We start from the raw sequence: 26,697 nt of genomic DNA, 5'->3' as shown, positions 1-26,697 counted from the left end.
GACTATCCCTCCTTCTTTTCAGTTACCACAACTGTGATGTGGCTAGTACGTTTATTGATTTTGCTTGCACGTCCTTGTGCACGTGGACGGAAACGTTTCAAAGTAGCGCCTTCGTTAACAAATACTTCAGATACTACTAAGTTGTCTGCATCCATTTCATAGTTATGCTCTGCGTTAGCAACTGCAGAATTTAATACTTTCTCTACGACCGGGGAAGCTCCGCGCTGTGTATATTTTAAAATAGCGATTGCTTCGCCAACCTCTTTTCCTCGAATTAGATCTACAACTAAACGAACCTTACGAGGAGCAATACGAACTGATTTCGCAACGGCTTTAGCTTGCATGCCTAGTACCTCCTCTCATTAGCGTTTTGTTTTCTTATCGTCACCAGCGTGTCCTCTATACGTACGAGTTGGTGCGAATTCACCTAATTTATGACCCACCATATCTTCAGTGATATATACTGGCACATGCTTACGTCCATCATATACTGCAACTGTGTGACCTACGAATTGCGGGAAAATTGTAGAGCGGCGAGACCAGGTTTTTACTACCTGTTTCTTGTCTTCCGTGTTTAACACTTCAATTTTCTTCAATAGATGATCATCTGCAAAAGGTCCTTTTTTCAAGCTACGGCCCATGGATAAGCCTCCTTCCAGGGATTAGAGACGGGTGCTTTAGCCCGCCCGTTTTTCCGTTTATTTTTTACGTTTACGAACAATATACTTATCAGATGGTTTATTACGTTTACGTGTTTTATAACCAAGTGTTGGTTTGCCCCAAGGTGACATTGGTGATTTACGTCCGATTGGCGCGCGTCCTTCACCACCACCATGCGGGTGATCATTAGGGTTCATTACAGAACCGCGAACTGTTGGACGGATACCTTTCCAACGGGAACGACCAGCTTTACCTACACGGATAAGTTCATGCTCAATGTTACCCACTTGACCAATTGTAGCACGGCAAGTTGTTAAGATTAAACGAACTTCTCCAGAAGCAAGACGTACTAAAGTGTACTTTTCTTCGCGTCCAAGGATTTGAGCTTCTGCACCAGCAGAACGTGCTAATTGTCCTCCGCGTCCAGGTTTCAATTCAATATTATGGATAACTGTACCTACTGGAATACTTCCAAGCGGTAATGCGTTACCTACTTTAATATCTGCATCCACACCAGATTCAATAACTTGCCCTACTTTAATGTTTTTTGGAGCAAGGATGTAACGTTTCTCACCATCAGCATAGTGAATTAATGCAATGTTTGCTGAACGGTTAGGATCGTATTCAATTGTAGCAACGCGTCCTGGCACACCGTCTTTATCGCGTTTGAAGTCGATAATACGATATTGGCGCTTGTGACCGCCGCCGTGATGACGAACCGTTAATTTCCCTTGGTTATTACGCCCACCACGTTTAGATAATGGAGCTAAAAGGGATTTCTCAGGGGTACTCGTAGTAATCTCTGCAAAATCTGAACCAGACATATTACGTCTACCATTTGAGGTTGGTTTATACTTTTTAATCGCCATCGTTGTCCCTCCTTCTACTTCTAAAATTTATTTATTCGTTTTATTAAGCCTCAAAGAAATCTAATTCTTTGCTATCCTCAGTCAATTGAACGATAGCTTTTTTGCGGTCAGGGCGATATCCACCGTAACGGCCCATTCTCTTAAATTTACCTTTAAGGTTCATTGTGTTTACTTGTTCTACTTTTACACCAAAGATTGTTTCTACAGCATCTTTGATTTGCGTTTTGTTAGCTTTTACAGCTACTTCAAAAGTGTATTTCTTCTCTGCCATTAAGTCAGCAGAATTCTCTGTAATGACAGGGCGTTTAATTACATCGCGTAGATCTTTCATTATGCGAGCACCTCCCCTGCTTTTTCAGCTGCATCTTTAGTGATGATCAGCTTGTCATGCGTAAGCAAGTCAAGTACATTCAATTCTTCTACAGTTAATACCTTCACGTTTTGTAAGTTGTTTGCAGAACGTGCAACTGTTTCATCATTCTCTGAAAGAACGATTAGTGCTTTCTCTTCAACTTTCAATCCGTTTAAGATGTTAATAACTTCTTTTGTTTTTGGAGCATCAATTGTGATAGCTTCTAAAACAAACAAGCCTTCTTCTTTCACTTTAGAAGATAATGCAGACTTCAACGCTAAGCGACGAACTTTCTTTGGTAATTTGTAGCTGTAGCTACGCGGAGTTGGTCCGAAAACAGTTCCACCGCCAACCCATTGTGGTGAACGGATAGATCCTTGACGTGCACGGCCAGTTCCTTTTTGGCGCCATGGTTTGCGGCCTCCACCACGAACTTCAGAACGGTTTTTTACAGCGTGTGTACCTTGACGTAAAGACGCACGTTGCATAACAACTGCTTCATGAAGTACATGTGTGTTTGGCTCAATACCAAAAACAGCGTCATTTAATTCGATTTCTCCAACATTACTTCCATCCTGTTTTAAAAGTGCTACTTTAGGCATGACATATCCTCCCTTCGTTTATGTGATTAGTTACCTTTTACTGCACTAGTAATTTTCACGTAAGATTTTTTTGCACCAGGAATATTTCCTTTGATTAGAATTAAATTCTTTTCAGCATCTACACTAACCACTTCAAGGTTTTGAATTGTTTTTTGTTCAGAACCCATATGACCTGGTAATTTTTTACCTTTGAAAACACGCATTGCATCAATTGCAGCCATTGCACCAGGGCCTCTATGGTAATGAGAACCGTGGGACATTGGTCCGCGTTGTTGATTGTGACGCTTGATAGCACCTTGGAATCCTTTACCTTTAGATGTACCTGTCACATCAATTTTTTCTCCGGCTTCAAAGATATCAACGTTGATTTCCTGGCCAACTTCATAGCCTTCAACGTCTGCGCCACGGATTTCACGAACGTAGCGCTTAGGGGCAGTGCCTGCTTTCTCAGCATGACCTTTTTCCGCTTTGTTTGTACGTGATTCCTTTTTATCAGCAAAACCGATTTGCAACGCTTCATAACCATCATTTTCTAATGTCTTCTTTTGCAACACAACATTTGCCTCAGCTTGAACAACTGTTACTGGTACAAGTTCTCCATTTTCAGAGAAAAGCTGAGTCATGCCGATTTTACGACCTAAGATTCCTTTCGTCATCCGTTACACCTCCTGTATTTAAAACAAATTATAATTTAATTTCAATATCTACACCTGATGGAAGATCTAAACGCATAAGCGCATCAACCGTTTTTGGTGTAGGCTCAAGAATATCGATCAGACGCTTGTGCGTACGCATTTCAAACTGTTCACGAGAGTCTTTGTACTTATGGACCGCACGAAGAACTGTGTAAATAGCTTTTTCAGTCGGCAGTGGAATCGGACCAGACACTTTTGCTCCGGAACGTTTTGCAGTAGCCACTATTTTTTCAGCAGACTGATCTAAAATACGGTGATCGTATGCTTTTAAACGAATTCTGATTTTCTCTTTTGCCATCATTTTCCCTCCTTCTCGCCTATATCATTATAGACATTCTCCGCGAAAATTTTCTTAGCACCTCGCCATGACAAAGGGGCCGGGTGTGCCAACAACCTTCCGCATCATCGCATTAATTGACCAACTATTACATTATACTAGAATTGTTTGGTCATAGCAAGCTTGTAAATAAGCATCTATAAGTTTGCACATTTTTATATTATACATAGTTCCTTGTACGATTGCAAGCAAAATTTAAAAGTTTTTTTCTTCCTTATGTAATAGATGCATTTCTACTCTTTTTTTATTTTGGAGCACCTCCAATAACCTTCCAATAATATAGATAAATCAACTGACCAGAATATTACTGTGAGTGCTTCATATGCCGTTTTATGATTCACTTGAATCTTGGGCTTAAATAAAATGAACGCTGTTTTAAGATATTCATTTATTTACATACAATACAAATAAGCGGAGCCGGCTGTTTCACCGCTCCGCAATATTTAATGATTAATAGTAACTATTATAATAGTAGAAACCCGATTGCTATTGGAATAAAGCTAAAGAATAAAATCATGACACAGAACCCCATAATATCCCTGATCTTTAACCCGGCAATAGCAAGCACAGGGAGAGCCCAGAATGGCTGAATCATATTGGTCCAGGCATCACCCCAGGCAACTGCCATTGCTGTTTTAGCCGTATCTGCACCTATTTCAAGAGCGGCTTGTATCATAATCGGACCCTGCACTGCCCATTGGCCGCCGCCGGAGGGAACAAACACATTAACTAATCCGGCGCTAAGAAATGTAAAAATCGGCAAGGTGTAATCTGTTGCAAAACTGACAAACAATAAGGATATTTTATCGGATAATCCAGACGCTACCATCATTCCCATAATCCCTGCATAGAATGGGAATTGTACGATAATTCCACCGGCATTCTTTACACCGTTCCCTACTGTTTCCAGAAAACGTCTCGGTGTTCTATGAAGAAGAATCCCTAAGAAAAGAAAAATAAAATTGACGATGTTTATATTCAGATCAAATCCATTCGTTACGAAATGATACCCGACAAAAACGAGACCCATTAAGCCAATCAAAAGAGACAAGAGCTGACTGTTCTCCAATCTTTCTGCCGGTGTTTCCGCCGGATGAGATCCCGTTTCCTCTTCTGATTCTTCCTTCCATAATGAAGGATCTATTTTACCTAAAGAATCTGCCCCTTTTAATAGATACCTGTTAAAAAACGGAAGTGTAATTAATAGTGTAATCACAATAAATAGATTAAATGAACTGAACAATGTTTCTGTAACAGGAATTATTCCAATCGCATCTTCTAAAAAATGTCCTGGAGTAGCAATAAGAAGTGGTACGGATCCGGAAAAACCGCCATGCCAGATAACCATGCCGCTGTACGCACTGGCAATTAGTATTCGGTAATCCACTGAAGGAACTCGTTTTGCCACATGAACAGCAAATAATGCTCCCACAACAAGACCAAAACCATAATTTATTAAACAGGCAACTAAAGCAACAAATGTCACAAGCATCACCGCTTGCCCCGGCGTCTTCGCTATCCTGCTGAGTTTAGCTAAAAACCGCTTCACCACAGGAGTGCTTGCTAAAATATACCCTGTAACAACAACCAGTGACATTTGCATGCCAAATTCAAGCAGGTCCCAAAAACCATTTCCCCAATAGGCTACCATCTCCATCGGGCTGTTATTTGTAAGGAAAACACCTAATAAATACACAAAAATCGTTAAAATAATCGCAAATAAAAATGCATCTGGTAAATATCGTTGTACTATTCTGTCAAAAAACGAAGTTAAAACTCGCAATAGAATTCCCCCTAGTGCCTTTTTTCACCTAATCAGATCACTTACATCCCTAATGAAAATAACGCAATGGCTAAAATGACACCTAATATCGGAACGATAACTGTTACTGCAGCAAAAGGTGCGTAGGCATCTTTATGCGTTTCCCCACAGATCGCCCTGATGGTTGTAACAACATAACCGCCATGCGGCAATGTATCTAATGCCCCTGATGAGATTGCTGCTACACGGTGAAGTGCTTCAGGGTCTACGCCCATATCTATATAATGTGGTGAAACGAGTGGCAAGGCTATCTGCTGTCCACCTGATGATGATCCTGTTAGTCCTGCAATAACACCAATCGCAATTGCTCCACCAATTAAAGGACTCCCTGGCATATCCGTTACAGCAGACACGGCCGCATTAAAGGCTTGCGTTTCCCTGGCAACCCCGCCAAAGCCCACAACGGCTGCCGTATTCGTAATAGCCAACAATGCACCCATCGTACCATTAGAGGCTGACACCCAAACATTTGGTAAATATTTATGGTTCAACGCCCATGTTGCAATAATCCCTCCTGTTAAGGCAATGATTAAGGCAGATGTACCTAACGTATCGTGGAATATAAATGATACTCCTAATACGACTAATAGCGGTACCGCTGATAATAAAGGATTGGGTAATTCTTTTTCTTCTGCAACCGGGTCGTCTTCTCTAACTTCAAACTGCTCACCTTTAGCAACCGCACGATTAATTAAGTGCTTTAATAACCAATATCCAAATATAATCATAAAAATGGCAACAATTAAACTAACTTCCCAGGCTGCATAAGCGGTTGTTCCAAGAAATTCAATCGGAATCCAGTTTTGGATTTCTGGTGAACCTGCTGAAGTCATCGTAAAAGTAACCGATCCGAATGCCAAAGTCGCAGGAATGAAACGTCTCGGTAAGTTCGCCTGTTTAAATAAACTTAACGCTAATGGAAATACTGAAAAACCAACAATAAATAAACTAACACCACCATAAGTTAAAATCGCACATGCTGCTACTACTGCCGCAACAGCATATTTAACTCCTAATTTATCAACAACCCATTTTGATACGCTATCAGCTGCTCTGGCATCACCCATCACTTTACCAAAAATGGAACCAAGCAAAAACATGATAAACCAGCTGGCAACGAAGCCAGAAAAACTGGTCATATAACTATCCAGCATACTGGCTTGATCTGCTTCAACTAATTGCGGAAACAGTGGGATCCCGCTAAAAACTGCTAACCATAATGTTGATAAAGGTGCCGCAATCAGCAGATTCATTCCTCTCATTGTTAGAACAATTAATAAGGTTAAACCACCAATAAGTCCAATTGCACTTAAAATCATTTACTCCACTCCCCCCTGTCTAACTGTAATACACTTACAAAACAATCCTCCATCAATAACGATTGCTTGCCCCTGTCACCCCTTTTGCCTGTCAGCTCCATGAAAAAATAACGGCAAACAAATTTGCACCGCCGTTTCTCTGGTTATCTAGCTTCAACGATCATTGCAATCCCTTGTCCTCCCCCAATGCAAAGCGAGGCTACGCCATATTTCTTCCCTCTTCTCTTCAATTCTTTCACCAAGGAATAAAGCAACCTTGTACCGCTGGCTCCAATCGGATGTCCCAAAGCGATAGCTCCACCATTAACATTTACTTTCTCACGATCTAAACCGAGCACCTTTTCTACAGCTAAATATTGTGCAGCAAATGCTTCATTCACTTCAAATAAGTCTATATCATCCAGTGTAAGCTCAGCCTTTTGTAAAGCTTGCTTTATCGCCGGCACAGGACCAATTCCCATATATTCCGGTTCCACACCTGCAACGCCCCAGGATATGATTCTCGCCAGCGGCTGCAGCCGATGCTGCACAATATAACCTTCATTTGCTACAATAGCAGCTCCCGCCCCATCATTAATCCCGCTTGCATTTCCTCCTGTAACCGTTCCATCCTTCTTAAAAGAAGCTCTTAATCCAGCCAGCCTTTCCACAGTTGTACTTTCCCGAATATGTTCATCTGTATTTACAATCATCGAGCCTTTTCTAGATTTTAATTCAATCGGGATAATTTCTTCAGCCAGTCTTCCTTCCTGTTGTGCTTTTGCTGCCCGCTGATGACTCAAATAAGCATATACATCCTGATCCTCGCGGGAAATATGATATTTCTCTGCTAAGTTTTCTGCAGTAACCCCCATTCCTGAGCCAATATATTCGTCTGTTAAAGCTGCCCAAAGCATATCATCCACTTGCGGAGTCTTTAATTTGGTGCCAAATCTGCTTCCTCTTAACGCAAAAGGAGACTGACTCATATTTTCGACTCCTCCGGCCAAGGCTACATTTCCTTCACCAAGCAAAATGGAATGAGCTGCAGAGATCACAGACTGCAACCCAGATCCACACAAACGATTTACCGCAAGTGCAGGACTGGATAGCGGCAGTCCTGCTTGCAATGCAATATGCCTTGCAAGGTACGGCGCGTTTTTTCCGGAATGAATGACATTACCTAAGACAATTACATCTATATCTTCGGCGCGAATATTGCTGCGACGTATTGCTTCCTTGCTGACGGCTATACCTAGTTCCGTAGGATCAATATCCTTTAAACTGCCGCCGAATGTACCAAACGGTGATCTAGCCCCTTCAATCAGATAGACATTAGTCATTTTCTCTCACCTCTTCATTTTTTCTTATTGCGCCGTATATCCCCCATCTAATACAATTGCCTGCCCAGTAACACCTTTTGCTTTTTCGCTGGCTAAAAACATCACATAATCAGCAATTTCCTGCACTTCCAACAGACGTTTCTGCGGTACAAGCGGGTATAATACTTCCTCCAGTACTTTCTCAACCGGGATATCCCGATTCTTTGCCAGATCTTCAAATTGCCCGCGTACGAGTGGTGTATCTACATATCCCGGACAGATAGCATTCACTGTGACGCCCTCCGCTGCGCCCTCTAAAGCAGCCACTTTTGTTAAACCAATCACTCCATGCTTGGCACTGTTATATGCCGCCTTTCCGGCGAAACCAATCAGACCATTAATCGATGCCATATTAATAATTCTTCCAAATCCCTGTTCTTTCATAACCGGGAAAATATGTTTTGTTGCCATAAACGGAGCTGTCAGCATTACTTTTATCATGAACTCAAACTTTTCAGTCGGAAAATCTTCCATAGCGGATACATGCTGCAATCCTGCGTTATTAATTAAAACATCCATTCTTCCGTATTTTTCTATCGTTTCATCTAAAGCCTGCTTGAGCTCTTCTTCATTCGTAACATCGCATTTCAGACCAATACAGTCATAGCTCTCCTGTTTTAAATTCTCCGAAACCTCCTTTACTTTCTCCTCATTTACATCTGATAAAACTACCTTTGCACCATTCTTTGCAAATTCACAACCAATTTCATATCCAATACCGCTTGCTGCTCCGGTTATAAAAACCACCTTATTTTCCACCACTTCAAAGATCCCCCTTTTTATCTAAAAAATACCTTCACATCAAAGAATCATTTTAGTAAGCTCCTGTTTGTAAATAGTCGCTAATTTTGAGCTCTGCCTCTGTTGATGCTATAACCTCTTCAACTGTCCACCCTTCTGCTACTTCAACCAGTACAAGCTCGTTTTCTTCTACATCCATTACTGCACGATCCGTAATTATTCGGTTCACCACCTGTTCCCCTGTTAATGGAAGACTGCATTTTTTTAATATTTTCGGCTCGTTATGCTTATTCACATGGTCCATAATAACAACAATTTTTTTCGCGCCATGCACAATATCCATCGCACCTCCCATACCTTTAATCATTTTTCCCGGAATCATCCAGTTAGCCAGATCACCAGCTTCGGAAACCTCCATACCTCCCAAAATTGCAAGGTTTAAATGCTCCCCCCGAATCATTGCAAATGATTCTGCATTACTGAAGTAGGATGCACCTGCCTGTGCTGTTACTGTCTCCTTGCCCGCATTAATCAAATCGGGATCAACCTCTGTTTCTAAAGGAGACTTGCCAATACCAAGCAGACCATTTTCCGATTGGAGAACAACTTGCTTCCCCTCCTGAATATAATTGGCAACCATTGTCGGCATTCCGATTCCAAGATTAACGTAGTAACCGTTTTCAATTTCTTTCTCAGCCCGCCTTGCAATCCTTTCTCTGACAGATATTTTATCTAATTGTTTTATCATCTGTTATGTCCTCCTTCGCTAAATTTACATTCCCTGTCTTACTGTTAAACGCTCTATACGTTTTTCCTGTTTACCTTCAATCAACCCCTGAACATAGATCCCTGGGGTATGAACATGATCCGGATCAATAGAACCTGTTTCAACAAGCTGCTCCACTTCTGCAATCGTTACTTTCCCAGCGGCTGCCATCATCGGATTGAAATTTCTTGCAGTCTTGTTATAAACCAAATTCCCTGCATAATCGCCGACAGCAGCTCTGATCAAACTGAAGTCTGCCTTTAGTGCTGTTTGCAGCAAATATTCTTTATTGTCAAAGATGCGCACCTCTCCTCCGTCTGCAATTGGTGTACCAACCCCAGCCGGTGTATAAAATGCCGGAATTCCCGCTCCACCTGCCCGGATTCTCTCTGCAAGTGTACCTTGAGGTGTCAGCTCAACCTCCAGTTCACCAGCCAGCACCTGCCGCTCGAACTCCTTATTCTCGCCAACATAGGAACCAATCATTTTATCAATCTGCTTATTTTTCAGAAGTAATCCAAGTCCCCAGTCATCTACACCACAATTATTTGATATAACAGTAAGATGCTTAACCTGTGAATTTACTAATGCTAAAATAAGATTCTCAGGTATGCCCACGAGTCCGAAGCCCCCTACCATAATTGTGGAGCCGTCTTGAATATTTTTCACTGCGTCTTCAAAAGATGTATAAATTGTTTTCATCTGCTTCTCCCCCTCCACAGTATACTAGCAAAAAACATGCCAAAATTGATTACATAAGAAAATAAAGAACTGTCAACAAAAGAAGCTAAAAGCCAAAAAACCTATAGTCCAGATTCCTGGACTATAGGTTTTTTCTTCTAATTTATATTTTTGTAAACCCTTCCAAAGTAGAATTTATGACGTTTCCAGATTCATGGAGTACATTCCATATTTCAGGAATTTATAAATCATACTTTTTCGCTTTCTCATAGAAACTGGATTTACTGATACCAAGCAAACCAGCAGCTCTTATTTTATCTCCATTTGATTGACTGATCGCACCTGTAATAGCCTGTTTTTCTGCATTGGCCATAATCTCCTTTAATCCCATGCCCTCTTCCGTTATATAAAGACTCTGCTGCATATGATCCGGTAAATCTTTCAATTCAATAATTTCTGTGTTTGTCAGGTGCACCGCAGATTCAATCACATTTTCCAGTTCACGAACGTTCCCAGGCCAGTCATAGTGCATAAAAAATTGCATGACAGAATCACTGAAGCTGATTACCCGCTTTCCCGTACCTTGAGTAATTTTATCAAGTAAAAACTTCGCAGTTACACGAATATCTTCTACCCTTTCCTTGAGAGAAGGAATCTTAATTGAAATTACATTAATACGATAATAAAGATCTTCCCGAAAGCGATTTTCCTTTATCAGCTTTTCAATGGACTGATTTGTTGCAGAAATAATACGTACATCGATCTTCTGTGTCCTTTCTGTACCAATTACTTCAATCTCACCCTCCTGCAGAGCACGAAGGATTTTTACTTGGGCATTTATTGGCATGTCTCCAATCTCGTCCAAAAAAAGAGTACCTCCATCAGCCAATTGGAATTTACCCAGCTTTCCTTCTTTCTTAGCTCCTGTAAATGCACCGCCCTCATAACCAAATAATTCAGACTCCAGCAATTCCATCGGGATCGCAGCACAATTTACTTTTATAAATGGCTTCGCACTGCGTTCACTTAAATTATGAATACTATGCGCAAAAAGTTCCTTTCCCGTACCGCTTCCTCCCTCTAATAAAATAGAGGCGTCTCCTGACGAAACCTTCTTTATCTTTTCTTTAATCTCATTTATTTGGACAGAGCTTCCAACAACATCCTGTAATGAATAACTCGCTCCTCTTGGATTACTTAACTTTTTCTGGTAGTTTTCAATTTCCATTAATAAATCCTTAATATGAGAATTCATTTTCTTCCATTCTTCCGTATCTTTATAAAGGACTGTTCCAACCGCACCAACTAACTTCCCGTGAGCAAACAGCGGTATACGATTAGCAATCATATGATTCCCTTTTATATACTGCAGATCAGCAATTTCTTCTTTGCCCGTCTGTGCGACAATATGCATTCTTGTATTTTCAATAACATCTGCTACATGTTTACCGAGTACATCCTTTAGTTGTACCTCAATAAAATCACAGTAATTTTTATTTAAATACGTAATTAACCCCTGTTCATTAACAACCACAAAACAAAAATTCGTCTTTTCAAAAACAGCTTCAATGATTTCTTCCCTGTATGTATTATTAAACAGCATCTTCTCTCTCCCATCACGAAGTTCATAATTATCGTTCTACCTATTACTCTTACTGCAATGAAAAAATAAATAGTTGAGTAACAAGATTATTTCTTCTGAATCTGATGATACTTGTTCAGCCAAATAAGAACTTTTTAATCTGCCGCTTTTATCATATCAAATTCTTGTCTGTAGGAGGAGCTACTTTTCGTAGAGCGAAAGAGATTTATCAAATTTCAAAAGGATACAACCTTTTTGTACCAGATTCAGCATACTCTAATCATCGATTTTTATCCTCCAAAACAAAAGATAAAAATAATAAACAAAAATAAATAAAAGATATTGATATAAAACGATAATTATATTACTATTAAATTAGATATTCATTTAGCTGTATGTAATGAAAACAATGAATATTAAATGTTAGATATTTCTATTTCACGAAACTAAAACTCTAAAGGAGATGGTAGTTATGAATCAGTTCATTCAAGATTTTCTGCACGTTACTGAATCAGCAGCACTTGCGACATATCCGTGGATTGGGACAGGAAATAAAATAGAAGCTGATCAGGCAGCTACAGATTCTATGCGCACTTTACTAAATAAAATTCCTATGGATGGCGAAGTAGTTATTGGTGAAGGAGAAATGGATGAAGCTCCAATGTTATTTATCGGTGAAAAAGTTGGAACTGGAAATGGTGCAGGTATCGATTTAGCAGTTGATCCAATTGATGGAACTACCTCTACTTCTAAAGGAAAGAATAATGCCATCGCAGTAATTGCCGCTGCAAAGAAAGGAACATTGCTGCATGCTCCCGATATGTACATGGAGAAGCTTGTAACTGGTCCGGAAGCTGCAGGGAAGATTGATATTGATTATCCACTCGAGAAGAATCTGCGCATTATCGCAGATGCAAAGGGAAAAAAACTTGAAGAATTAAAAATGATTGTGCAGGATAGAGAAAGACATAATCATTGGATAGAAGAAGCACGTGCTTTAGGTGTCAGAACAGAGCTGTTTGAAGAAGGAGATGTCATTCCTGCAATAGCAACTTGCATCCACCGGAGTGATATAGACTTATTCATTGGAATTGGCGGCGCTCCAGAAGGGGTTCTAGCGGCTGTAGGAGTGAAAAGCCTGGGAGGAGAAATGCAGGCAAGATTACTTCCAAAAACAAATGAACAATGGGAGCGTTGTGTATCGATGGGAATTACAAACCCTAAAGAAGCACTTGTTCATAATCAATTAGTCGGCACAAATGAATGTGCTTTTATCGCTACGAGTATTACCAGCAATATGCTGCTGCAGGGAATAGAAAATAATCAAAATGTCTTTACAACACATTCCATTGTTTTAGATGGTTTAAATAAATGCTATCGTCATATAGCAACAGAGCATCCCATGTCTTCTGTTTGATTTCTAATATTCTAATGAAATTCTTAGTAAGATATTCTAAAATGCAAAAAAGACAGCGTCGTCACGCTGTCTTTTTAATTTAATCATTTATTATTTTTCGATAGTAGATACAACGCCAGATCCAACTGTACGTCCACCTTCACGGATAGAGAAACGAGTTCCGTCTTCGATCGCGATTGGTGAAATAAGTTCTACACTCATTTCAATGTTGTCTCCAGGCATTACCATTTCAGTTCCTTCTGGAAGGCTGATTACGCCAGTTACGTCCGTAGTACGGAAGTAGAACTGAGGACGGTAGTTAGTGAAGAATGGAGTATGACGTCCACCTTCGTCTTTTGACAATACATAAACTTCAGCTTTGAAGTTAGTATGTGGAGTGATTGTACCAGGCTTAGCAAGTACTTGACCACGGTTGATATCTTCACGTGCAACACCACGTAGTAATGCACCAATGTTATCACCAGCTTCTGCATAGTCAAGAAGCTTACGGAACATTTCTACTCCAGTTACAGTAGTTTTAGAAGATTCTTCGTTAAGACCGATGATTTCTACTTCGTCTCCAACACGAACTTGTCCGCGTTCAACACGACCTGTAGCAACAGTACCACGACCAGTGATAGAGAATACATCCTCAACTGGCATCATGAATGGTTTGTCAGTATCACGCTCTGGAGTTGGAACATATTCATCAACTGCAGCCATAAGTTCAACAACTTTTTCTTCATATTCTTCTACGCCTTCAAGTGCTTTAAGAGCAGAACCAGCGATAACTGGTACATCATCACCAGGGAAGTCATATTCGCTTAGTAAATCACGAACTTCCATTTCTACTAATTCAAGTAGCTCTTCATCGTCTACCATATCTGTTTTGTTAAGGAATACTACGATAGAAGGTACCCCAACGTTACGAGATAATAGGATATGCTCACGAGTTTGTGGCATTGGACCATCAGCAGCAGATACTACAAGGATAGCTCCGTCCATTTGTGCAGCACCAGTAATCATGTTTTTAACATAGTCAGCGTGACCTGGGCAGTCAACGTGTGCATAGTGACGAGTTTCAGTTTCATACTCTACGTGAGAAGTTGCGATTGTAATTCCGCGTTCTTTCTCTTCTGGAGCACCATCAATTTGGTCATAAGCCATTGCAGTGCCATCACCATTTCTTTTTGCCATTACTGTAGTGATTGCAGCAGTTAAAGTTGTTTTACCATGGTCAACGTGACCAATTGTTCCAATGTTTACGTGACTTTTCGAGCGGTCGAATTTTTCTTTAGCCATTTATAGTTCCTCCTTTAAATATATAGCAATTTTTATGAGCCGGGAAAGTCGGTTAAAATTTCCCAGCCTTTACTAAATGTTATACGTCAGATTGAAGAAAAAATCAATTATTGACCTGCATTTTTCTTGATAATTTCTTCTGTAATGCTTTTAGGTGTCTCTTCATAGTGGTCAAAGTGCATTGTGTACACTCCGCGACCTTGTGTATTTGAACGTAATGCAGTTGCATAACCGAACATTTCTGCAAGTGGTACGAACGCTTTAACTACCTGGGCAGTTCCGCGGGCTTCCATACCTTCAACGCGTCCACGACGGGATGTTACATCACCCATGATGTCTCCCATATATTCTTCTGGGACAACAATTTCTACTCTCATCATTGGTTCAAGCAGAACTGGGTTACATTTATTTTTAGCAGCTTTAAGTGCCATAGAAGCAGCTACTTTAAACGCCATTTCGTTGGAATCGACATCGTGATAGCTTCCATCATATAATGTAGCTTTCACATCGATTAACGGATATCCGGCAAGAACACCATTTTCCATGGATTCTTCGATACCTTGTTGAACAGCTGGGATGTATTCACGAGGAACAACACCACCAACAATATTGTTAACAAATTCGAATCCGGCGCCTTCTTCGTTTGGCTCAAATTTAACCCAAACGTGACCGAATTGTCCACGTCCACCAGACTGACGTACGAATTTACCTTCTACTTCAGCAGCAGCACGGAAAGTTTCTCTGTAAGAAACTTGTGGAGCACCAACAGTTGCGCCAACTTTAAATTCACGTTTTAAACGGTCAACAATGATATCAAGGTGAAGCTCACCCATACCAGAGATGATAGTTTGTCCAGTTTCTGTATTTGTTTCTGTGCGGAAAGTTGGATCTTCTTCCGCAAGTTTTGATAGAGCAATACCCATTTTATCCTGGTCTGCTTTTGTTTCTGGCTCAATAGCAACCGAGATAACTGGTTCAGGGAACTCCATAGACTCAAGAATAACTAGATCCTTTTCGTCACATAGTGTATCACCTGTTGTTGTATCCTTCAAACCTACTGCAGCAGCAATTTCACCTGAGTAAGCAACAGAGATCTCTTCACGAGAGTTTGCGTGCATTTGCAGGATACGTCCAATACGCTCACGTTTATCTTTTACAGAGTTCTTTACGTAAGAACCTGAGTTAAGTGTACCTGAGTACACACGGAAGAATGTTAATTTACCAACATAAGGGTCCGTCATAACTTTAAATGCTAATGCAGAGAACGGCGCATCATCAGATGATGGGCGAGTTACTTTTTCTTCTGTTCCAGGAACGATACCTTCGATTGGAGGCACGTCTGTTGGAGCCGGAAGATAAGCAAGTACTGCATCCAGCATTAACTGAACACCTTTGTTTTTAAATGCAGATCCGCAAAGTACTGGGTAGAAGTCTACATTTAATGTTGCCTGACGAATTGCATTTGCAAGCTCCTCGTTAGAGATTTCCTCTCCTTCAAGATACTTCATCATCAGCTCTTCGTCTGTTTCAGCTACTGCTTCCACCAAGTTAGCACGCAGCTCTTCAGCTTCGTCTTTTAACTCAGCAGGGATTTCAGTAGTTTCATCAGTTTGACCTAGATCATCAAGATAGATATGAGCTTCCATCTTAACTAAATCAATAATTCCACTGAATTCGTCTTCAGCACCGATAGGCATTTGGATTGGATGTGCGTTTGCACCAAGTCGTTCTTTTAATGTATTGGTTGAATACAAGAAATCTGCACCTGTTTTATCCATTTTGTTAATGAAAACGATACGTGGAACACCGTATGTTGTCGCTTGACGCCATACTGTTTCCGTTTGTGGTTCAACACCAGATTGTGCATCTAGAACTGTTACCGCACCATCCAGTACACGAAGAGAACGTTCAACTTCAACTGTGAAGTCTACGTGTCCAGGTGTGTCAATAATATTAATACGGTGGTCTTTCCAAGCAGCAGTTGTTGCGGCGGAAGTAATTGTGATTCCACGCTCCTGCTCCTGCTCCATCCAGTCCATTTGAGATGCACCTTCATGTGTTTCACCAATTTTATGAATACGTCCTGTATAGAAAAGAATACGCTCAGTAGTAGTGGTTTTACCCGCGTCAATGTGCGCCATGATACCGATATTACGTGTCTTTTCCAAGGAGAACTCTCTAGCCATGTATTCTTCTCCTTCCTATAGAAAGCTTTTGTTAGATTTATATTACCAACGGTAGTGAGCGAATGCTTTGTTCGCTTCTGCCATTTTATGCATATCTTCTCTTTTCTTAACAGCAGCTCCTGTATTATTAGAAGCATCAAGAATTTCATTAGCAAGACGTTCTTCCATTGTTTTTTCTCCGCGCAGACGGGAGTAGTTAACAATATAACGTAATCCTAAAGCTTGACGACGTTCTGGACGAACCTCCACTGGTACTTGATAGTTTGAACCACCAACACGGCGGGCACGTACTTCAAGTACTGGCATAACATTTTTCATTGCTTGCTCAAAAACTTCCATTGCGTTTTGGCCACTTCTTTCAGCAACTAATTCAAACGCATTATAAAGGATTTTTTGTGCTTTTCCACGCTTCCCGTCTACCATAATCTGGTTGATGAGGCGTGTAACTAATTTTGAGTTATAAAGCGGATCTGGTAATACATCACGCTTTGGTACTGGACCTTTACGAGGCATTGTACATCCTCCTTTCCCTTATATTATTTAAATTACTTATTTTTTAGGTCTTTTCGTTCCATATTTAGAGCGTCCTTGCATACGGCCTTCTACTCCAGCAGTATCAAGTGCTCCACGTACGATATGATAACGTACCCCCGGTAAGTCTTTTACACGACCGCCACGGATAAGAACAACACTGTGTTCTTGCAGGTTGTGACCAATTCCAGGAATGTATGCAGTTACCTCCATGTTGTTAGACAAACGTACACGCGCATATTTACGAAGTGCAGAGTTTGGTTTCTTAGGAGTTAATGTACCTACACGAGTACATACACCACGTTTCTGCGGAGAGCTCTGATCAGTCATTTTCTTTTTAAAGCTGTTGTAGCCTTTATTAAGTGCAGGTGAGTCAGATTTTTTTGTCTTTGTCACACGGCCTTTACGAACTAGCTGATTAATTGTTGGCATTGAATCTTCCTCCTCTCAATTTCAATTTAGTAATCAAATAACAACCTTTTGTAATACCACACATCCAGGTGGTTCATTTTTAGCGATAAAAAAATCTCTCACAATTTTTGCGAAAAATAATTAACCTATACTCAGATTGTTTTTGTTATTATCGTTTAAAGTAAACCGAAGTTCCGATTATGGTCTGCTCCGAAAATTACTTTTGCAAGCATAATCAGAAGCACCTTGAATATAATACCACCCTATATATTGTTTGTCAATATATTCTTGGTATTTTTTCGGTGCTCCCAAAAATAACTTACAAGGTGATCACAAGAAGGGATAATCCCCTTCCTGTTCAACATTTCATTTTATACTCTTTGTGTGCTTTCTTCATCTGTTATTTCTTCATCAGATTCCGGCACATCAAGTTCAGCTTCTAAAGTACGATATTGCGGCATTCCTGTACCGGCTGGAACAAGTTTACCAATAATAACATTCTCTTTCAGGCCAAGTAATTCATCACGTTTTCCTTTAATAGCAGCATCTGTCAGGACACGTGTAGTTTCCTGGAAGGATGCAGCTGACAGGAATGAGTCAGTTTCAAGAGATGCTTTTGTAATACCAAGTAATACCGGGCGGCCTGTAGCAGGATCTGCGCCTTCCTTGAATACTTTGTGGTTTGCATCTTTGAATTGATGTAATTCAAGCAGAGAGCCTGGCAATACATCTGTATCTCCAGAAGATACAACACGGATCTTACGAAGCATTTGGCGAACCATTACTTCGACGTGTTTATCTCCGATTTCTACACCTTGCATACGATATACACGTTGTACTTCTTTAAGCAAGTAGTCTTGAACGCCTTCTACACCTTTGACGCGAAGAAGTTCTTTTGGATCAACGGAACCTTCTGTGAGCTCTTGCCCAGTTTCCACTTGATCTCCTTCTTGAACTTTCAAGCGGGCGTTATAAGGTACAGCATAGCTGCGCTGCTCTACATTACCCTGAATAACAATTTCTTGTTTATCTTTAACTTCCTTCATTTCAAGAACCGTACCGGAGATTTCTGTAATTACCGCCTGCCCTTTCGGATTACGGGCTTCAAACAGCTCCTGAATACGAGGTAAACCTTGTGTAATATCATCTCCGGCAACTCCGCCAGTATGGAAGGTACGCATTGTTAACTGTGTACCCGGCTCACCGATGGATTGTGCTGCGATAATCCCAACCGCTTCTCCAACCTCAACGTCTGACCCAGTAGCTAAGTTACGGCCATAACATTTCTGACATACACCATGTTTCGTGTTACAAGTGAAGGCTGTACGGATTGTTACTTCTTCGATACCAGCTTCCACAATCGTTTTCGCCTGATCTTCATGGATGAGTTCATTTTTCTTTACAATGAATTCACCAGTTTCAGGATGTTTTACGTCTTCGAATGCTGTTCTGCCAATCAAACGGTCTAACAACGGTTCGATAACTTCTGATCCATCTACAAGAGCAGCAACTTTCAGGCCGCGGTCCGTTCCACAATCTGCTTCACGGATGATAACATCCTGTGCAACGTCTACAAGACGACGAGTCAAGTAACCTGAATCGGCTGTTTTCAGTGCTGTATCGGCAAGACCTTTACGCGCACCATGGGTGGAAATAAAGTATTCCATTACGGTTAAACCTTCACGGAAACTTGATTTGATTGGAATTTCAATGATTTTACCAGATGGGTCAGCCATCAATCCACGCATACCAGCAAGCTGTGTGAAGTTTGATGCGTTACCACGGGCACCGGAATCACTCATCATGTAGATTGGGTTTCGGTTGCTCAATGACCCCATCAAGCGGTCCTGAATAACATCCTTCGCTTCTGACCAGATAGCAATTACACGATCATAGCGCTCTTCCTCTGTAATCAGACCACGACGGAATTGTTTTAAGACCTTATCAACTTTGGATTGAGCTTCGTCTAAGATACCTTGTTTCTCTGGGAGTACAACAATATCTGAGATACCAACTGTCATACCAGCTTTTGTAGAGTAACTGAATCCTAAATCCTTCATGCGGTCAAGCATCTTAGAGGTTTCTGTAATTTTGAAACGCTTGAAGACCTCAGCGATAATATCACCTAAGAAGCCTTTCTTAAATGGCTTAACCACTTCACGGTTTTTAATTTCTTCTTTAATATCTGTTCCAGGATCCACAAAATAGTTTTCCGGTGTTTTCTCTTCTAAATTCACCTTGGTAGGTTCGTTCATATACGGGAAAGAATCCGGAAGAATCTCATTAAAGATCAGCTTACCAACAGTTGTTAATAATAGCTGGCTATTTTGTTTTTCTGTAAATGTTTTGTTATTTAAACTGGATGCCTGCACTGCAATACGTGTATGCAGGTGAGCATATCCAGTTTGATAAGCAATTAATGCTTCATCAGTGTCTTTAAAGTAAGAACCTTCTCCAATTGAACCTTCACGTTCTAAAGTAAGGTAATAGTTTCCAAGTACCATATCCTGTGATGGTGTAACAACTGGTTTTCCATCCTTAGGGTTAAGGATGTTCTGTGCTGCTAACATTAAGATTCTGGCTTCTGCCTGTGCTTCGGCTCCAAGGGGAACGTGTACAGCCATTTGGTCTCCATCAAAGTCAGCGTTATATGCAGTACATACAAGCGGATGCAGACGGATTGCACGGCCATCAACCAACGTAGGTTCGAATGCTTGAATACCCAATCTGTGAAGGGTTGGTGCACGGTTAAGCAGTACCGGGTGCTCTTTAATTACATCTTCAAGAACATCCCATACGTCAGGGTGCACTCTTTCAATTTTTCTCTTCGCTGATTTAATATTGTGCGCAAGACCTCTAGCCACTAATTCTTTCATGATAAACGGCTTGAACAGCTCTAATGCCATTTCTCTCGGCAGACCGCATTGGTACATTTTCAAATGAGGTCCAACAACGATAACAGAACGGCCGGAATAATCCACACGTTTACCTAATAGGTTTTGACGGAAACGGCCTTGCTTCCCTTTCAGCATATGAGAAAGAGATTTTAATGGACGGTTTCCTGGTCCTGTAACCGGGCGGCCACGACGACCATTATCAATTAAAGCATCTACAGCTTCTTGAAGCATACGTTTTTCATTTTGAACAATAATGCTTGGAGCGCCTAAATCAAGCAGACGTTTTAAGCGGTTGTTACGGTTGATTACACGACGGTAAAGGTCATTTAAATCAGAAGTAGCAAAACGTCCGCCGTCTAATTGAACCATTGGACGAATTTCTGGAGGAATAACCGGAAGAACATCTAAAATCATCCAGCTTGCATCGTTTCCAGAGTTACGAAATGCTTCCATTACTTCCAAACGTTTAATTGCACGAGTACGGCGTTGGCCGTGAGCTGTTTTCAGCTCTTCACGCAATGCATCAACTTCTTTTTCCAAGTCAAGATCCTGCAATAATTTACGGATAGCTTCTGCGCCCATCTGAGCTTTGAAGTTATTGCCGTATTTATCATAATAAGAACGGAATTCTTTCTCAGAAAGCAGCTGCTTCTTCTCAAGCGGTGTACTTCCCGGATCTGTTACGATATATGCTGCAAAGTAGATAACTTCCTCTAATGCACGAGGAGACATATCTAATACTAACCCCATACGGCTCGGGATTCCTTTGAAATACCAAATGTGTGATACTGGAGCAGCAAGTTCAATATGCCCCATACGCTCACGGCGTACTTTAGCTTTTGTCACCTCTACACCACAACGGTCACAGACAACACCTTTGTAACGAACGCGTTTATATTTACCACAATGACATTCCCAATCCTTCTGTGGGCCAAAGATACGCTCACAGAACAACCCGTCTTTTTCCGGTTTTAAAGTACGGTAGTTAATTGTTTCTGGTTTTTTCACTTCTCCATAAGACCAAGAACGAATCTTTTCTGGTGAAGCGAGCCCTATTTTCATGTACTCAAAATTATTTACATCCAACAAGGGGCAATCCTCCCTTTTAATGTATGTTCAAAAAGTTCGATGAAAAAGACCAAGAAGTTCAAGGCGACGAGATTTTTACGAACGGAGCGTATGCTTTTAAATACGTGAGTAACGCTCTTGGTGGGGCGAGTAATCGCAGTCCCATCGGAAAAATCTCGTCAACGCAGAAATTCGCTGTGTCATTTTTGTTGAACTTTTTGAACATCCTCTTTTACAAGTTAAGAAAGTTTGAGAAAACCTGGCTTATCGTCATGTCTTGGCGAAAGTCTGGGATTTCTTTAAACGAAATTTTATAGAAAGAGCAGAATGGTTCAAAAGAAAAGGAACTTCTATGTTGCCCACATCGTGTGGGCAACGTAGAAGTCACCACATCACATGAGAAGTTTGAACCATTGCTGCACAAATTTTATTGATTTAACGGTTCTTCCACTTCAATGTTAAGCTTCGTCGACGTTTGACTGTCGTCGTCCTCTAGTTCACGCATATCAATTTCATCTTCTGTACTAGAAAGCATCTTAACATCCATACCAAGACTTTGAAGCTCTTTGATCAATACTTTAAACGATTCAGGAACACCCGGTTCAGGTGCATTATCACCTTTTACGATCGCTTCATATGTCTTCACACGACCAACTGTATCATCTGATTTAACAGTCAAGATCTCTTGAAGTGTATATGCAGCACCATAAGCTTCCAATGCCCAAACTTCCATCTCACCAAAACGTTGTCCACCGAATTGTGCTTTACCACCAAGCGGCTGCTGTGTTACGAGAGAGTATGGTCCGGTTGAACGAGCATGCAGTTTATCATCAACCATATGCGCAAGTTTAATCATGTACATGACACCTACAGATATACGGTTGTCAAAAGCTTCACCTGAACGCCCATCATAAAGAACTGTCTTCGCATCTCTCGGCATACCTGCTTCTTCAAGTGTTTCCCAAACATCTTCCTCTGTTGCACCATCAAATACCGGACTTGCTACATGTAATCCAAGCTGTCTGGCAGCCATTCCTAAATGCAGTTCAAACACCTGTCCGATGTTCATACGTGATGGTACCCCCAACGGGTTCAACATAATATCAATTGGTGTACCGTCTGGCAAGAATGGCATATCCTCTTCCGGTAAGATTTTGGAGATAACCCCTTTGTTACCGTGACGGCCTGCCATTTTATCTCCTTCATGTATTTTACGTTTTTGAACGATATATACACGAACAAGCTGATTTACACCTGGTGGTAACTCGTCGCCATCTTCACGATTAAAGATTTTTACATCTAAGACGATTCCGCCGCCGCCATGAGGAACGCGTAAGGATGTATCCCTTACTTCACGTGCTTTCTCACCAAAAATCGCATGTAATAAGCGTTCTTCTGCTGAAAGCTCCGTCATTCCTTTAGGTGTCACTTTCCCTACAAGAATATCACTGTCAGTTACTTCTGCACCGACACGGATAATTCCATGTTCATCAAGGTTTTTAAGTGCATCTTCCCCAACGTTAGGAATATCTCTTGTAATTTCCTCTGGTCCAAGTTTTGTATCACGAGATTCTGATTCAAACTCTTCAATATGGATAGAAGTATATACATCATCTTTTACAAGTCGTTCACTCATAATGATGGCATCCTCGTAGTTATAACCTTCCCAAGTCATGAAGCCTACAAGAACGTTTTGACCCAATGCTAATTCTCCATCTTCCATAGAAGGTCCATCAGCGAGAACTTCACCTTTTGTTACACGATCTCCTTCAGCAACAATCGGGCGCTGATTATAACAAGTTCCCTGGTTGGAACGCTTATACTTCTGTAATCCGTAACGATCTACATCGCCTTCTACTTCTTTGCCATCCACATTTGAAATACGACGTACAATAACGGTCTTCGCTTCCACGCGCTCTACGACCCCGTCATGACGACAGATAACAGCAGCACCAGAGTCTTTACCATTCACATATTCCATACCTGTACCAACGATTGGAGCCTTTGGATTCATCAATGGAACTGCCTGACGTTGCATGTTAGCTCCCATTAATGCACGGTTGGAGTCATCATTTTCCAAGAATGGAATACATGCAGTCGCTGCAGATACAACCTGTTTCGGTGATACATCCATATAATCAATTTTATCGCGGGATACAATAATATTATCTTCACGGAAACGAGCAGTTACTTCCTCGTTTACAAAGAAGTTATCATCATCTAACGGCGAGTTTGCCTGTGCAACGACATAATTATCTTGTTCATCCGCAGTAAGGTAATCAATTGTACTTGTTACCTTTCCAGTTTCAGGGTCAACACGACGATATGGCGATTCAATAAATCCAAACTTATTTACTCGTGCATAGCTGGATAGGGAGTTAATCAAACCGATATTCGGTCCCTCCGGCGTCTCAATTGGACACATACGGCCATAGTGAGAGTAGTGAACGTCACGCACTTCAAAACCGGCACGTTCACGTGTCAAACCACCAGGTCCAAGTGCTGACAGACGACGTTTATGTGTCAATTCACCCAACGGATTTGTCTGATCCATAAATTGTGACAACTGCGAGCTGCCAAAGAATTCTTTAATCGATGCAATAACCGGACGAATATTAATCAATTGCTGCGGTGTTACGCTCGAAGTATCTTGAATAGACATTCTTTCACGAACAACACGTTCCATACGGGATAATCCGATACGGAATTGATTTTGTAATAATTCACCGACTGAACGCAGGCGACGATTCCCCAGATGGTCAATATCATCTGTATCTCCTACTTGGTGAAGCAAGTTAAAGAAATAACTGATAGAAGCTAAAATATCAGCTGGTGTGATATTTTTTATTTCTTTCGTTACTTCCCCATTTCCGATTACAGTCAGTTCACGTTCTCCATTTGGATCTGTAGGGTCAAGAATTTTCACAGATTGTATCGTGATTTCTTCTTCCAAAACCCCGTCATGCGGTGTAATAGTTTTATCTCCAAAACGATCTTCCTTACGCTCAAGATATGGAAGAATCTTATCTAATAATTTTCTTTCCAGACGATCGCCTTGATTCGCAATAACTTCTCCAGTTTCTGGATCTACAACAGGCTCAGCAAGCACCTGGTTGAATAAACGATTTTTAATATGGAGCTTTTTATTCATTTTATAACGGCCCACATGCGCTAAATCATAGCGTTTCGGATCAAAGAAACGAGATACTAATAGACTCTTCGCATTATCTACTGTTGGCGGTTCACCAGGACGTAAACGCTCATAGATTTCTAAAAGAGCTTTTTCAGCGTTCTCTGTATTATCTTTTTCTAACGTATTTCGTAAATATTCATTCTCGCCTAACAAATCAACAATCTCTTGATCTGTTCCAAATCCTAAAGCTCTTAATAGAACAGTAATTGGTAATTTACGAGTACGATCAATACGAACATAAGCAACATCTTTTGCATCTGTTTCAAATTCTAACCATGCTCCACGGTTTGGAATAACTGTTGTTGTAATACCGCGTTTTCCATTTTTATCAATTTTTTCGTTATAATAAACACTTGGGGAACGTACAAGCTGTGATACAATAACACGCTCCGCTCCATTGATAATAAATGTTCCCGTATCTGTCATTAACGGGAAGTCACCCATAAACACTTCCTGTTCCTTTACTTCTCCGGTTTCATTATTAATTAAACGAACCTTCACGCGAAGGGGAGCATTGTATGTCACGTCTCTTTCCTTTGCTTCGTCTACAGGATATTTCGGATCACCCAAACTATAATCCACAAACTCAAGTGATAGATTTCCTGTAAAGTCTTCAATTGGAGAGATATCCTGGAACATCTCTCTCAAACCTTCTTCTAAGAACCATTCATAAGAAGCGGTTTGGATCTCGATTAGGTTAGGTAATTCTAACACTTCGTTAATACGTGCATAGCTCCTGCGTTGGCGGTGCCGTCCATACTGAACTAGTTGACCTGTCAACTGCTTCACCCCTTAAATCATCCATTTTGGTAGTTGTTTCTACAAAATGTAACTCATATTTAAAAGAACGTCTGAATAAATCATCTGTTCTTTAAAAAATAAAACTATAAACTCATTATCCTATCATTCACACCATGTATCACTTTCCTGTTTGACAGCTTATCTTTCTTCCGGTAAAACTTTATTTTCACCCTTTGAAAAAACAACTGTTTTAAGGATATTGTGATTTTAGATTGTGCAGATGAAAGAATTTTGATAAACTATAGAAAAGCAATTTGTCGAATCTTGATTTTCCCGATTCTACAAGCCTTTCCCATTTGTAAAGATTTTATACATTCACCTAATAAAAACCTCCTAGGCAAACGTATCCTCATCTTAGCATCTTCCAATCTTAGCATAGTCCCAATCATTAGTCAAACTTTTTTGCTCGCAATATAAAATAACCTTTTTTCTTTGTAACTACTTCCGCATTACCAAAAATCTCTTCCATCTTATCTTTTGCAGAGGGCGCTCCCTGTTTTTTCTGAATGACTACCCATAAATCTCCATGATCTGCTAAATGATTATAAGCTTCTTCAAATATAGCATGCACTACTCTTTTACCAGCGCGTATCGGCGGATTGGTAACAATAGAAGCAAAAGATTTTTCATTCAAATTCTCATATAGATCACTTTGAAGAATAGTTGTATTCGTAATTTTATTGATTTCTGCATTTTTAGCAGCCAGTTCAACAGCCCGCTCATTTACATCAATCATAAAAATTTGTCTTTCAGAAAAATCGGAAGCTAAAGACAATCCAATTGGTCCATAACCGCACCCTAAATCTAATATCGGCCCATTAATTTCCGGCTCCTGAAAAGTTTCAATAAGCACTCTTGAACCAAAATCCACTTCACTTTTCGAGAAGACACCAATATCACTTGTAAATTGAAATGTCCTTCCCCGCAAATCAAAAGACCAGCTTTGAGGAGATGACTTCGCCTGAGGCTGCTTCGAATAATAATGCTCTGTCATATGGATTAGCACCCACTTTATATTAATTAAGAAAAATACCTGAGCTGCGATCGTACACTTCCTAATCATAGAGCGATGTCCGTTACAGCGGTTTGGGTGAGGCGAGTAACCGTAGTCCCAAGAAGTTGGAG

General features: G+C 40.6%; 22 protein-coding genes. 1 reads left to right on the top strand and 21 read right to left on the bottom strand.

Annotation, left to right across the window (positions count from 1 at the left end; genetic code table 11):
- Positions 1-2: 2 nt before the first annotated feature.
- The 14 genes from rplV to MHH51_RS00710 all read right to left on the bottom strand — a co-directional run bounded on the left by rplV (position 3) and on the right by MHH51_RS00710 (position 11,808).
- Complete coding sequence (gene rplV / locus MHH51_RS00775; protein ID WP_077605116.1) at positions 3-344, bottom strand: 50S ribosomal protein L22; 342 nt, start codon at positions 342-344, stop codon at positions 3-5.
- An 18-nt stretch (positions 345-362) separates the two neighbouring features.
- Positions 363-641 carry a 30S ribosomal protein S19 gene (gene rpsS / locus MHH51_RS00770; protein ID WP_077605117.1) on the bottom strand — a complete coding sequence of 93 codons (279 nt, stop codon included), beginning with the start codon at positions 639-641 and terminating at the stop codon, positions 363-365.
- A 57-nt stretch (positions 642-698) separates the two neighbouring features.
- Positions 699-1,529: a 50S ribosomal protein L2 gene (gene rplB / locus MHH51_RS00765; protein WP_147211531.1), complete on the bottom strand. Its 831-nt coding sequence runs from the start codon at positions 1,527-1,529 to the stop codon at positions 699-701.
- 43 nt (positions 1,530-1,572) lie between these two features.
- Positions 1,573-1,860 carry a 50S ribosomal protein L23 gene (rplW, locus tag MHH51_RS00760; protein ID WP_147211532.1) on the bottom strand — a complete coding sequence of 96 codons (288 nt, stop codon included), beginning with the start codon at positions 1,858-1,860 and terminating at the stop codon, positions 1,573-1,575.
- The gene (rplD, locus tag MHH51_RS00755; protein ID WP_147211533.1) at positions 1,860-2,483 is read right to left on the bottom strand and encodes a 50S ribosomal protein L4; all 624 of its coding nucleotides are present in this window, start codon (positions 2,481-2,483) and stop codon (positions 1,860-1,862) included. The genes rplW and rplD overlap by 1 nt, the downstream gene beginning before the upstream one ends.
- A 26-nt stretch (positions 2,484-2,509) precedes the next feature.
- Positions 2,510-3,139: a 50S ribosomal protein L3 gene (gene rplC, locus MHH51_RS00750; RefSeq protein ID WP_077605121.1), complete on the bottom strand. Its 630-nt coding sequence runs from the start codon at positions 3,137-3,139 to the stop codon at positions 2,510-2,512.
- Positions 3,140-3,167: 28 nt separating this feature from the next.
- Positions 3,168-3,476 (bottom strand): 30S ribosomal protein S10, encoded by a 309-nt coding sequence (rpsJ, locus tag MHH51_RS00745; RefSeq protein WP_077605122.1) that lies wholly within the window; start codon positions 3,474-3,476, stop codon positions 3,168-3,170.
- Positions 3,477-3,978: 502 nt separating this feature from the next.
- Entirely contained in the window at positions 3,979-5,298 is a 1,320-nt protein-coding gene (locus MHH51_RS00740; protein ID WP_147211534.1) for a short-chain fatty acid transporter, read from the bottom strand.
- Positions 5,299-5,339: 41 nt separating this feature from the next.
- Complete coding sequence (locus tag MHH51_RS00735) at positions 5,340-6,653, bottom strand: GntP family permease (protein WP_339286224.1); 1,314 nt, start codon at positions 6,651-6,653, stop codon at positions 5,340-5,342.
- Between the two features lie 146 nt (positions 6,654-6,799).
- Positions 6,800-7,978: a thiolase family protein gene (locus MHH51_RS00730; RefSeq protein ID WP_339283983.1), complete on the bottom strand. Its 1,179-nt coding sequence runs from the start codon at positions 7,976-7,978 to the stop codon at positions 6,800-6,802.
- A 24-nt stretch (positions 7,979-8,002) separates the two neighbouring features.
- Complete coding sequence (locus MHH51_RS00725) at positions 8,003-8,779, bottom strand: 3-hydroxybutyrate dehydrogenase (protein ID WP_147211536.1); 777 nt, start codon at positions 8,777-8,779, stop codon at positions 8,003-8,005.
- Positions 8,780-8,831: 52 nt separating this feature from the next.
- Positions 8,832-9,506, bottom strand: coding sequence for a 3-oxoacid CoA-transferase subunit B (locus tag MHH51_RS00720; protein WP_339283981.1), 675 nt, complete (start codon positions 9,504-9,506; stop codon positions 8,832-8,834).
- A gap of 24 nt (positions 9,507-9,530) precedes the next feature.
- Positions 9,531-10,226, bottom strand: coding sequence for a CoA transferase subunit A (locus MHH51_RS00715; RefSeq protein WP_147211538.1), 696 nt, complete (start codon positions 10,224-10,226; stop codon positions 9,531-9,533).
- Positions 10,227-10,446: 220 nt separating this feature from the next.
- Complete coding sequence (locus MHH51_RS00710; RefSeq protein WP_156987991.1) at positions 10,447-11,808, bottom strand: sigma 54-interacting transcriptional regulator; 1,362 nt, start codon at positions 11,806-11,808, stop codon at positions 10,447-10,449.
- A gap of 451 nt (positions 11,809-12,259) precedes the next feature.
- Between MHH51_RS00710 and glpX the strand changes: the two genes are divergently transcribed.
- Positions 12,260-13,204, top strand: a complete 945-nt coding sequence (glpX, locus tag MHH51_RS00705; protein ID WP_339283978.1) for a class II fructose-bisphosphatase — start codon at positions 12,260-12,262, stop codon at positions 13,202-13,204.
- Between the two features lie 90 nt (positions 13,205-13,294).
- On the opposite strand, the gene tuf is transcribed toward glpX, so the two are convergent.
- From tuf to MHH51_RS00670, 7 genes are all read right to left on the bottom strand, one after another.
- Positions 13,295-14,485 (bottom strand): elongation factor Tu, encoded by a 1,191-nt coding sequence (tuf, locus tag MHH51_RS00700; RefSeq protein WP_339283977.1) that lies wholly within the window; start codon positions 14,483-14,485, stop codon positions 13,295-13,297.
- Positions 14,486-14,592: 107 nt separating this feature from the next.
- Positions 14,593-16,671, bottom strand: coding sequence for an elongation factor G (fusA, locus tag MHH51_RS00695; protein WP_147211541.1), 2,079 nt, complete (start codon positions 16,669-16,671; stop codon positions 14,593-14,595).
- A 42-nt stretch (positions 16,672-16,713) separates the two neighbouring features.
- Positions 16,714-17,184, bottom strand: a complete 471-nt coding sequence (gene rpsG / locus MHH51_RS00690; RefSeq protein ID WP_077605127.1) for a 30S ribosomal protein S7 — start codon at positions 17,182-17,184, stop codon at positions 16,714-16,716.
- A 36-nt stretch (positions 17,185-17,220) separates the two neighbouring features.
- Positions 17,221-17,634: a 30S ribosomal protein S12 gene (gene rpsL, locus MHH51_RS00685; protein WP_077605128.1), complete on the bottom strand. Its 414-nt coding sequence runs from the start codon at positions 17,632-17,634 to the stop codon at positions 17,221-17,223.
- Positions 17,635-17,984: 350 nt separating this feature from the next.
- The gene (gene rpoC, locus MHH51_RS00680) at positions 17,985-21,599 is read right to left on the bottom strand and encodes a DNA-directed RNA polymerase subunit beta' (protein WP_147211542.1); all 3,615 of its coding nucleotides are present in this window, start codon (positions 21,597-21,599) and stop codon (positions 17,985-17,987) included.
- Between the two features lie 406 nt (positions 21,600-22,005).
- On the bottom strand, positions 22,006-25,551 hold the full coding sequence (gene rpoB / locus MHH51_RS00675) for a DNA-directed RNA polymerase subunit beta (RefSeq protein WP_147211543.1): 3,546 nt from the start codon (positions 25,549-25,551) through the stop codon (positions 22,006-22,008).
- Between the two features lie 409 nt (positions 25,552-25,960).
- Entirely contained in the window at positions 25,961-26,566 is a 606-nt protein-coding gene (locus MHH51_RS00670; RefSeq protein ID WP_339283973.1) for a class I SAM-dependent methyltransferase, read from the bottom strand.
- Positions 26,567-26,697: the final 131 nt, after the last annotated feature.

It is taken from the genome of Oceanobacillus sp. FSL K6-3682, from assembly GCF_037976165.1.
GTDB classification, from domain to species: domain Bacteria; phylum Bacillota; class Bacilli; order Bacillales; family Amphibacillaceae; genus Oceanobacillus; species Oceanobacillus sojae.
This window is presented reverse-complemented; position numbering and strand designations above follow the sequence as displayed.